Raw genomic sequence first — 10505 nt, 5'->3', positions numbered from 1 at the left:
TAGGAATTGTTGGCTGCAAGCTACTGTACCCAAATGGTAGGATTCAACACGCGGGAGCGCGCATTAGTATTAAGGAGTTAAGCCATTACGGAGTTGGAGAGGTGGATAGAGGGCAATACAACGAATTAAAGGAAGTGGACTATGTAACTGGAGCCGCCTTAATGATTAAACGTGAAGTCATCGATAAAATTGGTTCATTAGATGAAGAATTTTCACCAGCCTACTTCGAGGAAGTCGATTGGTGTGCCAGAGCTAGAAAAGCTGGATACAGAGTGGTTTATGATCCTAATGCCACGCTATTACATTATGAAGGGATTTCTAAGAAAAAATGCAAAGAAGAATACTTATACTTCATCTCTCGAAAAAACTTCGTTAGGTTCATGTTACTGCATTTTCCGCTCTCATGGATCATGCTGAGAGTGTCGTATGAAGCTAGGATGTTGCCACTTAAATCGGCAAGGAAACTTAAACTTTTTTTGAGAGCATATTTACTAAACTTGAAAAATTTGCGGGAAATTCTGAAAAAAAGGAGAGGTATACGCAAAGCATGCGCATCGCCCACGTAGTGCAAAGATATCTGCCCGCCCAGTTAACCGGATCTGAAATCTACATGCAATGTATTTCAGAAGGGTTGGCGAAAAGGGGACATAAAGTTACAGTGCTTACCTCAAACGCGTATGATTTAATATCTCTCAGGAATTCTGCTCAGGGTCATCTTTTACCGATAGGTATTAGTAAAGTTAACAACGTAAAAGTAGTTAGATTCAGAGTGCATTCCTATTTTAGCACAGCGGCAGGCATTTTACATAAGGTATTCCATGCTTCTCCTTTTGGGTCTAAAACGCTTGATGATGTACTTGCGACTATGGCGCTTGGTCCGATTATGCCGGGACTGTACTTCCATTTACTTGGAGAGGATTACGACTTAGTTCATGCTACTCCGCAACCCCTCGCCAACGTTTTAATAGCATGGTCAGCTGCGCAAAGGCATCACCTGCCATTTGTTTGCACACCTCAATTTCATTTCGAGTTGCCGTACTATTACAATGAAGCTTTCAAAACTCTTTTCCGTTGCTCGGATGCCATCATAGCGTGTACCAACATCGAGAGAAGGAAGATAATAGAGCTTGGCGTGCCCTCTTCAAAAATTTTTGTTGTGCCGAGAGGCATTGAACCCAAAGAATACGAGGTATCAAGCAACAGCTTTAGGAAGAGGTACCGTCTGGAAGACGCTTTAATAGTGCTTTATGCAGGTACCAAGGCTTACGATAAGGGGGCGATTCACGTGCTTAAAGCAATGGAGATCGTTCAAAGGCGTAGGAAAGATGTCGTTCTGGTTGCGATTGGTTTAAACACTTCAGAGTGGGGGGAGCATAAAAGAAAAGTGTCGAATGGGATAAATATCCTAGATCTAGGTTACGTTGATGAGCGAGAGAAGCGTGAAGCCTTTAGTGCCTGCGATATCTTCGTTATGCCCTCACGAGCTGATGCGTTCGGCATAGCTTATTTGGAGGCATGGGCGTGCGGAAAGCCTGTGATTGGAGCGGGAAGCGGGGCGACCCAGGAGGTCATAAGGGATGGCGTCGATGGATTCCTAGTACAGTTTGGCGACGTACCTGAATTAGCACGAAAAATTTTGCTCTTGCTGAAAGACGGGTGTTCCCGTGAAAAAATGGGTTTTAATGGGAGAAGTAAAGTATTATCTGGCTACACTTTGTCGAAAGTTGTCGAGAAAGTAGAATATATTTATGAAAGGGTGTCAGAGGCGCCAAGCGGATATAAGCTAAAGTGAACAAAATTAGGGCATTAATAACACAAATATTACGCATGAAGGAAAAATTATAGATATGAGGATTTGCGTGCGCGATATTGTAGAGAACATAAAATTAGCTCAAAAATGGCTAGTGGGGTTTTTGAGCATTCTACCAAAAAGCTCTGTCTCTCTACTCAAAAATGAAGAAATTAGATATCTACTCAAGAAAAAAGAGTTCAGGCATGCTTACAATTATGCTTATTTTCTCATTCTCTGGGGAATAAAAGACCCTTTCATAATCAGATTATTACATCGATTAGCGCCTTACCCCCCTTGCATTGAGGTCGAAGTCACTACGAGATGCAACTTAAAGTGCATAATGTGCGAGCATACCTATTGGAACGAAGAGAACAGAGATATGTCATTTGAAGAGTTTAAAATGATTATCGACCAGTTCCCTAACTTGAAGTGGATCGGTCTCGCTGGTATAGGTGAGAGCTTTCTTAATAAGGACTTCTTAAAGATGCTGGAGTATGTAAAATCAAAGCATGCGTACGTAGAATTATACGATACTTTTTACTTTATAGACGAAATAATTTCCAGAAAAATAATAGAGATGGGTGTGAAAATGACTTTGTTTGCGTCAATCGATGCGGCAACTAAAGAAACGTATGAAAAAATAAGGATTGGCTCTAACTTTGAGAGGGTTATAAACAATGTCAAGAATTTTATTCAACTGAAGGAGAAGAAGAATGCGTATTTTCCTAAGCTCGTATTTCATTTTGTAGTCTCGAAACTAAACCTCAAAGAAATACCCCAGTACCTTGAAATGATCCATTCCATAAGTGCGGGCGAAAATGTAAGCATCCAATTTACTAGATTACTCCACAATTTTGATGAAGTTAAAGATATTTTTACGGAGATACCGGAAGAAGTTGTGTTGGAGGCAGAGAGAAAATCGAGGGAATTAGGAATAAGAATTAGTTGGAATAAAGATGTTCCAAGGGTCAAACCACCCATTTCCCAATGTGTTGCTTGGATCATGCCTTTTATTTTTGTAACTGGACATGTGGTTCCTTGTTGCGCTTCGAACGAAGCGAATAGACGTGAATTTCAGAAGAAGCATAGTATGGGAAATATGTTTGCGGCGCCCTTCAGAGAAATATGGTACTCCGAGAAATATAGAAACTTTAGGCGGACAATACTAAAATGCGGAGTGCCTAAACAATGCAGAAATTGTAGCATTTTTGATATTGGGGATTAAATGATTTTTGTAAATCCAAATTCTAAAATAAATAGGAATATTCCAAATGTGGGACTGATGTATGTTGCCACGTATTACGGCGCTAAAGTAATAGATCAAAATACGATGCCTTACCCAAAGGACAGGTTCTTAAAGCATGAAACCGATGTTCTTGGCATATCCGTCAGATCACTAAATTATAACGAATCAATAAGGATAGCAGAGCTATACAGATCCAAGCATTCAGCTGCTAAAATCAAGTCAGTTTCGGGCTTTTTAAAAGTTCTATGTTCTTATCCTTACTTGGAATTTGATGATAAAATAGTTCATAACGAGCCGTTTTCAGACAGTATCCCCTTCCCTGCTTATGATTTGCTTGACTCATTTAGTTTATTTAGGGAAAATTGGCAAACTGGAAAATGGCGTTATGCTATTGTGACTAGTCGTGGATGTCCTTACCAATGCATTTACTGCGTAAGCAGGAACACGAAGTGGGAAGCAAGAAGTGCAGAAAACTGCTATGAAGAGTTAAAATTGGCCAAGAAGAAATGGGGAATAAAGTCCTTTGAAATCCTCGATGAATGCTTTAACTTTAATAAAGACAGAGTAATTGAGTTTTGTGAGTTAATCGAGCCACTGAAGCTTAATTGGTTCTGTACTAACGCCATCAGGGCAGATAGGTTCGATGAAGATATGGCGAAAGCTATGGCAGAATCGAGTTGTAAACTTATAGGTTTCGGAGTAGAAAGCGCAGTTCCGGACGTACTACGGGCTATTAGAAAAGGCGAAACTATAGAACAAATAGAGCAAGCAATAGACATCGCTAAAAAATACTTCGCAAACGTTAATGGATTCTTCATCATAGGGTTACCAAAATCAAGTTATGAAAAGGACCTCTATAGCCTTGCATGGGCTATGAAGAAAGGAATTAATGCCCATTTCAGTTACTACGTGCCCTTTGACTGTGGAGTCCAATTCAATAACTTATTTTATGGCGGAGAGGGTGCACATCCATTGTCAGATAATTATCCAAAGGAGCTACAGAGAAGGATATATGAATTAACGGAATGCATGAGGCCAAGCTTTGATAGAGATCCGCTTAAGAGGACATTAAATAGGATAAAATTGGTGTCAATATATGACAAGGACCATTTGCCCGCACACTTTATCGCCACCCTAAGGGAATTAGCAAGTATGCTTCGAGGTAAAGATGAAAAGTTGGATCAAGCTGAAGAATGAAATTGATCACTCCCTATGTGACGAACTACAAGAGAGTAGACATGCGCGTTTGTCTAATTACTAATTACTTGCCTAGCTACCATGCTATTTGGGGCGGGGCTGAACAAACCTGCTACAGATTAGCCCAATTTTTAACGGAAGAAGTGGGTCAAGTTATAGTTTTATCTAGTAAGCCCAAAAGCATGCCTAGAGAGAATTTCGATTTTTATTGTATCGCTACGACGGAAGACCTCTTTAAGAGAGCAGTAGTACGTGCTCGTTACCTCCTCTCCCTCTTTGACCCTATTTCCTTTTATCAGTCTTATAAACTCTTTAGGAAAATTAAACCTGATATAGCTCACTTTCATAAATGTGATCGTTTCTCACTTTCTATCATTAAAAGTGCAAAATTGTTAGGTATACCTACTCTATTTACCATATATGATTATTGGTGCATCTGTGCTAACACACTGTTGTATACTCGTGGAAAAGTTTGTACAGATTTTCATAATTTTCATTGTGCCAAATGTCTTAGTTTAGGAAAGCGCATGCGTGTACTACTTTGGTTAAGGAAGCGATGCCTTAAAGCTCTCCTAAAAAGTGTTGATGCCTTTATAGTTTTTTCGAATTCTTCTAAGCAAATTCTTGAATCTTATGGAATAAAAAGCGAGAAAATACACGTTATCCATCACTTCTTCCATTTAGTAGAAGAGAAAATTGAGGACGTGCAGGAGGATAGGATATTATTTGTTGGATGGTTAGAGGATAATAAGGGGATATTCACGATCATTGAAGCAATGCCATATATATTAAAGGAAGTGCCAACTGCTAAATTGATTATAGTAGGCTCTGGATCTAAGCAATACGAGGCTGAAAGACTCATCAAGAAACTTAAACTCGAAGAATATATCTCATTGGTAGGCAAGAAACCGTATGCTGAAACTGAAAAGTTAATTAAAAGAAGTAACGTAGTCGTTGTACCTGAACAATGGCCAAATATGTCTCCAGTTATAATAGCAGAAGCAATGGCATTCGGCAAGCCTGTGGTGGCAAGCATGATTGGAGGTATTCCAGAATTTATAAAAGATGGCTATAACGGATTCTTGACAAATCCCAAAGAACCGATCGGTTTTGCCGAGAAGATAATTCGGATACTTAAAGACAGGGACTTAGCACTAAGAATTGGTAAAAATGCGAGAATAAGCGCCAAGCAAATCTTCGACAAGGATAGGAACTTAGAAAAGCTACTACAAATTTACAATTCACTAGCTAAAAGATAGCGCGTCAACTGAGCATTAGAAGAAAAAATGAGCCATTCATGGATCAATTCCAAAGGATTAAAATGCCTGATTCTATGTGCTGGCAGAGGAAAAAGGCTATCTCCTCCAATAGAAAAGGCAAAGGTCATGCTTAAAATAGGGGATAAGCCTATCTTAAGCTATATCATAGATTATTGGAGGAAGTATACTAACGATTTTATTTTTGTAGTGGGTTATAGGAAGGAAGACGTAATTAATTACGTTAATCGGCTACCTATAAATTCCCAATTCGTTGAACAAAAAGAGCTTAAAGGCATCGGGCACGCCACACTATGCGCTGAAAGTCTGATCTCAGATCGCTTTATACTTGTGCTTGGAGATTGCATTTGTTCGGGAAGCTTTGATTTTCCAAGGAATCGGTATATGGAACAAGGAGTTGGCGTATGGGAAACGAGCGACGTTGAAGCCATTAAACAAAGCTACTCAGTGGAAGTCAGAAATAATTTGATACGTAGGGTAGTAGAGAAACCGAAAAGGATTATTAATAATTTATGTGGTATGGGATTTTACTTCTTCGATAAAAGGATATTTGATTTCTTAAAAATAACTAAACCATCTAAAATACGCAATGAGATAGAGATTACTGATGCTATACAAAATATGATCGATGCCGGAGAGAAAATATCCCCTGTTTTCTTTCATGGAGACTACATAAACATAACGTATCTTGATGACTTACAGAAGGCGGAAAATTTCCTCTTTAGAGAAAAATGAAACTGTTATTGGTAAATCCTTATTTTAAGGGGGGAGTGTACGCCCCCTCATTAGGTTTGGGCTTTATAGGAACTTATGTGAGGGATCACAGTGACTTTGAAGTTGAGTTAGTCGAACCAGCTCAACAGGGTCTTTTAAATGAAAGAGAAGTGCTTAATAAGGCTAAAAAGGCGGATATCGTTGGTTTGACATGTTACACGGAATCAAGGTTTCAATGTTTTGACTTTGCAAAAAAGGTGAAGTTAACAAATCCTAGCTGTAAATTAATAGTCGGTGGACCGCATGTTAATACGTTGGATGAGGCGACGTTACGGCATTACCCATTCATCGATGTGGTAGTAAGGGGAGAAGGTGAAGTGACTATGTTAGACATCGTGAAGAATAAGCCCCCCGAAAGAGATATTAGGTATAACATGGAGAAACGGTGAAAAAATTATAAGAAATCCCGATAGATCAGTGATAAAGAATATCGACAGCTTGTATTATGATTATTCACTAGCCCCCCATTTGAAAGGATGGAAGGACCTTGAAGTTCCACATAAACTAGAGAAAGTAAATCATTTGCCTATAATAGCCTCTAGAGGTTGTCCATTTCGGTGTACATTTTGTGCAGCTCATATGCAATGGGGAGGAGTTTGCAGAGCTCTAAGCCCAGAAGAATTAGTTAAAAGAATGGAATATTTGGTGGTTCATATAATGTAGGATACTTTCGATTTTATGATGCTCTATTTTTAGGAGGGAACCCTAGGAGAATACTAAAATTTTGTGATTTACTCGAAAAAAGTAAGTTGGATGTTAGCTTTAGAATCGATCTTAGAATAGGAACAACAAGAAATGTTTTAGAAAAATTGAGAAAAGTAGGATGCGATGTTGTGGGAATGGGTATAGAGAGCGGGTCCGATAAAGTGCTTAAAAGAATTAACAAGGGCATAACAAGGGAGCTGATAGATAAATCAATCAAAATATGCAGAGAACTTGGGTTCTGGATGATGCATGCATGCAAATTTTATACTGCAAGGATAGATTGCCATCTGCGAATTTCTATAAAAATGAGGTAAAACGGGCTATTCAACATGCAACATACTTCCTCCATAATATTCATAATCCAAGTGCAGTAATCGAACGATGTGGATTAGTCAAAGGTATGTATGTCCTATTTCTATCTATTATAATGAATATGTTAGGGTGGAGGATAAGCGCACTTCTATTTCCATATGGCTTTTCCATATGGAGGAGGGATTAGTACGGCAAAGGTAGCTTTAATTCAACCCGGCAAGGATCAAAGGTTCGCGATAACCGAACCATTAAGTCTCGGCTTCATAGCGAGTTACCTAGAAAAGCGTTGTATTGAAGTTAGAATTATAGATGAATTGGCTGGTCAAGATATAAAAGCTTCCCTCAGCGCATATAACCCAGATATAGTTGGCGTAACAGCAACAACACCTGTTGTTCTTGATGCGTATAGAATAGCTGGCCTGTGCCGTGAAATGGGAATTCCAACAGTAATGGGGGGAGTACACGCAAGCGTATTGCCACATGAGGCGTTACAATATGTGGATATAGTTGTTGTAGGAGAAGGTGAAAAGGCGATGCTTGATATCGTTAAAGACGGCAAAAAATCAGGTATTGTTTCCGGTCAATACATTAAAAATCTAGATGAAATTCCTCCTCCTGCTAGACATCTCATGGACATGGACTTTTACGTGCGAACGAAGGATAGACTTCAGGGCACGTTCCTTTACTTTGTTCCGCCTCACACGAAAACAGCCTCAATTTTGACAAGCAGAGGATGTCCCCATGCATGTATATTTTGTCATAACACTTGGCGAGGCATTCCATATAGATTTAATAGCGCTGAAAGGGTCATATCAGAAATTAAAGAACTCATAGAGATATATGGTATTGAGGCGCTATTTTTCGTTGAGGACGATTTTTTCGTGAACAAACCAAGGCTCAGAAAGATCTGCAATATGATGAAACAGAACAAGTTTGACCTCATATGGGGTGCTAATGCAAGAGTGGACAGTATCTCCCTAGAGAGTCTCCAACTAGTTAAAAAGGCTGGTTGCCGTCAAGTCACCTTCGGTTTTGAGAGCGGCTCCCAGAGGATATTGGATATTCTGAATAAGGGGACAACCGTTGAGCAGAATAGAAAAGCAATTAAGCTCTGTAAAAAAGTAGGCCTCCTCATAAATGGGACATTTATTATCGGCAATCCCACGGAAACAATTGAAGATATTAAAGCAACTCAACGATTCATAAAAGATAATAAGATTGATAGTGTGGGATTATGTATAGCTACTCCCTATCCTGGCACTAAGCTCTGGCAATGGTGTGAAGAACGCGGACTTATACCCAAATCATTCAATTGGTCTGATTTCCTCTTTGATAAAATATCGATACCTGCTTGTGATACGATCCCGCCGGAAGAAATAGAGAAATTATATCAGGAAACATGCGAGATAGCTTCCAAGACTGGCTCTATATTATTTTCGTGGCTCAAGGAGACTATTAAGAGGAATCCTACCAGAGCAATGATTCGGGCAATAAAACATCCAATGAAGCTATTGAATATTTTGAGAAAGGTAAAAATAGGTTACTGAGCTTAATTCATTCGATTTTATTAATGGTGGGAAAGCTTGAACAGGATTTTGAGTGTTACGAATGGTGCGCTGGCAAAGGAAGTCCATGTGCTCAACTCATGTACTAGTTATTAGCCAGTAAGAGAGCATTATGTCGAAGATTTTAGCGACTGTCACATATACTTATGATTCAAGAGGAATAGGATTCGTTAAATATCATAGTAAATTGCGGGTTAGAGCCATTGCGGAGCATTTTATTAATATAGATCGCACCCAGCCACTTCGCGCGGAATTTGTTTGCTTAAGAGGAAGAAAAATGCTTCCTAGCTTTTTCGGGCTAGAAACTTCGCTTGGAATATTATCATGGGCATACCATGGCATTTTGCAATGGACGTATTTAGAGGGGCTAGAGAAATACATAATGGATGCAGATTACATATTTACCGTTGAGACATACTCTTTCCTTAGCCGTCAATGTGCAAACATTGCTAATAGGTTTAAGAAGTCTCTTGTCATATCCGTTTTTGAGACCATACCCAATATCATTTATCACAAGCTTCCTCCATATATTCAGAACACAAAAGTAGTCGTGGAAAAAACTGACTTATTCAGAGCATATACTAATCGAGCAAAGAGTTACCTAATGTCGCTTTCAGTACCAGAAGAGAAAATTAAGGTTATATACGATGGTTTAAATCTAAATAAGTTCTACCCTCGCAAAGAACCTTTTCAAAGGTTTGTTCCAAGAATACTTTTTGTTGGAAACTTGATTCCGCAAAAGGGTGTTAAAAAGTTGCTGGAAGCCTTCTCCCTTTTATGCAAAAACGATGTGAAAGCGGAGCTTTGGATCTGTGGAGGAGGAAAGCTGGAGCCGATGGTTAGAGAGTATGCAAGGAAGTACCCTATTAAACACCTTTGCTTCGTTGAACATGATAAGATCCCTGACGTTTACAGGCAGTGCGATATATTTTGTTTGCCTAGCCACGACCTGAGTATTTTCGGGGTAAAGGTATGGGAGGAGCAGTTTGGGATGGCATTGGTGGAGGCCATGGCCTCAGGGCTACCTATCGTGACAACGAACAGTGGCGCCATACCTGAAGTTGTCGGCTCAGAGAACGTAGTTGTGCCTCAAGGCTCCGTTAAGGAACTGTACCTTGCTCTGGGAGATCTAATAGAAGACGTGAAAAAGCGACGTCAAATAGGCGTGAGCAACAGGAAGAGGGCTTTAGAGCTTTTTGATGCGAGGAAGAACTGTGAGAGGCTTGAGAAGGAAATTTTGAGCTTAGATAGTAAGTAAAAGAATGGTAAAGATGAAGCTCCCTGGTTACCCGCCATTCAAGTTTTTGAAGGAACATCCACTATGATTATGGCATTTCATACCTCCCCCCTCCCTAGGAGCGCGCGCGATGTTGAACGTTGAGGAGAGGATTCTGGATTACGTGGGGCGGTGCTACGGTGAAAGGGGACAAGTACCATCAGTTAGGGAGATATTGGATGACATGAACGTTTCTAGGTACAGGTTTTACTTGATCTTCCCCAACGGGATAGGTGGCGTGTGCAACGCTCTTGGGCTCCCGATCCCTATGGATGGGATGAGGCGCACGAGGAGCGCCTCAGATGCTAGGCGTGCCAAGGAGAGGAAGGATTTGAGTGAGAAGTACGGGGACTTGCATCTG

At 40.0% G+C, this 10505-nt stretch carries 11 protein-coding genes; all 11 read left to right on the top strand.

Annotated elements, in window-relative coordinates; all coding sequences use genetic code 11:
* Positions 1-566 (top strand): glycosyltransferase family 2 protein (locus QMD21_06115; GenBank protein ID MDI6856339.1); only part of this gene is annotated, 566 nt, incomplete at its 5' end.
* Positions 548-1792 carry a glycosyltransferase family 4 protein gene (locus tag QMD21_06110; protein MDI6856338.1) on the top strand — a complete coding sequence of 415 codons (1245 nt, stop codon included), beginning with the start codon at positions 548-550 and terminating at the stop codon, positions 1790-1792. The genes QMD21_06115 and QMD21_06110, both read left to right, overlap by 19 nt.
* 55 nt (positions 1793-1847) lie before the next feature.
* Positions 1848-3017, top strand: a complete 1170-nt coding sequence (locus tag QMD21_06105; protein MDI6856337.1) for a radical SAM protein — start codon at positions 1848-1850, stop codon at positions 3015-3017.
* Entirely contained in the window at positions 3018-4235 is a 1218-nt protein-coding gene (locus tag QMD21_06100) for a radical SAM protein (GenBank protein MDI6856336.1), read from the top strand.
* A 41-nt stretch (positions 4236-4276) separates the two neighbouring features.
* A complete protein-coding gene (locus tag QMD21_06095; GenBank protein ID MDI6856335.1) occupies positions 4277-5494 on the top strand; it encodes a glycosyltransferase family 4 protein in 1218 nt (405 codons plus the stop codon).
* 27 nt (positions 5495-5521) lie between these two features.
* On the top strand, positions 5522-6247 hold the full coding sequence (locus tag QMD21_06090; GenBank protein MDI6856334.1) for a nucleotidyltransferase family protein: 726 nt from the start codon (positions 5522-5524) through the stop codon (positions 6245-6247).
* The gene (locus QMD21_06085; protein ID MDI6856333.1) at positions 6244-6675 is read left to right on the top strand and encodes a cobalamin-dependent protein; all 432 of its coding nucleotides are present in this window, start codon (positions 6244-6246) and stop codon (positions 6673-6675) included. The genes QMD21_06090 and QMD21_06085 overlap by 4 nt, the downstream gene beginning before the upstream one ends.
* Before the next feature lie 249 nt (positions 6676-6924).
* Complete coding sequence (locus tag QMD21_06080; protein ID MDI6856332.1) at positions 6925-7305, top strand: radical SAM protein; 381 nt, start codon at positions 6925-6927, stop codon at positions 7303-7305.
* Positions 7306-7461: 156 nt separating this feature from the next.
* Positions 7462-8850 (top strand): radical SAM protein, encoded by a 1389-nt coding sequence (locus QMD21_06075; protein ID MDI6856331.1) that lies wholly within the window; start codon positions 7462-7464, stop codon positions 8848-8850.
* Between the two features lie 130 nt (positions 8851-8980).
* The gene (locus QMD21_06070; protein ID MDI6856330.1) at positions 8981-10126 is read left to right on the top strand and encodes a glycosyltransferase family 4 protein; all 1146 of its coding nucleotides are present in this window, start codon (positions 8981-8983) and stop codon (positions 10124-10126) included.
* A 109-nt stretch (positions 10127-10235) separates the two neighbouring features.
* Positions 10236-10505 (top strand): hypothetical protein (locus QMD21_06065; protein MDI6856329.1); only part of this gene is annotated, 270 nt, incomplete at its 3' end.

The sequence above is a fragment of the Candidatus Thermoplasmatota archaeon genome (assembly GCA_030018475.1).
Taxonomy (GTDB): domain Archaea; phylum Thermoplasmatota; class JASEFT01; order JASEFT01; family JASEFT01; genus JASEFT01.
Note: the sequence above shows the minus strand (reverse complement) of the source record. Positions and strands in the feature narration are given on the sequence as shown.

What these genes read in the sequence shown, in the direction of transcription:
- QMD21_06095 (MDI6856335.1), top strand. Translation starts at nt 4,277, where the DNA reads ATGCGCGTTTGTCTAATTACTAATTACTTGCCTAGCTACCATGCTATT.
- QMD21_06075 (MDI6856331.1), top strand. Translation starts at nt 7,462, where the DNA reads ATGGCTTTTCCATATGGAGGAGGGATTAGTACGGCAAAGGTAGCTTTA.
- QMD21_06100 (MDI6856336.1), top strand. Translation starts at nt 3,018, where the DNA reads ATGATTTTTGTAAATCCAAATTCTAAAATAAATAGGAATATTCCAAAT.
- QMD21_06110 (MDI6856338.1), top strand. Translation starts at nt 548, where the DNA reads ATGCGCATCGCCCACGTAGTGCAAAGATATCTGCCCGCCCAGTTAACC.
- QMD21_06085 (MDI6856333.1), top strand. Translation starts at nt 6,244, where the DNA reads ATGAAACTGTTATTGGTAAATCCTTATTTTAAGGGGGGAGTGTACGCC.
- QMD21_06090 (MDI6856334.1), top strand. Translation starts at nt 5,522, where the DNA reads ATGAGCCATTCATGGATCAATTCCAAAGGATTAAAATGCCTGATTCTA.
- QMD21_06105 (MDI6856337.1), top strand. Translation starts at nt 1,848, where the DNA reads ATGAGGATTTGCGTGCGCGATATTGTAGAGAACATAAAATTAGCTCAA.
- QMD21_06070 (MDI6856330.1), top strand. Translation starts at nt 8,981, where the DNA reads ATGTCGAAGATTTTAGCGACTGTCACATATACTTATGATTCAAGAGGA.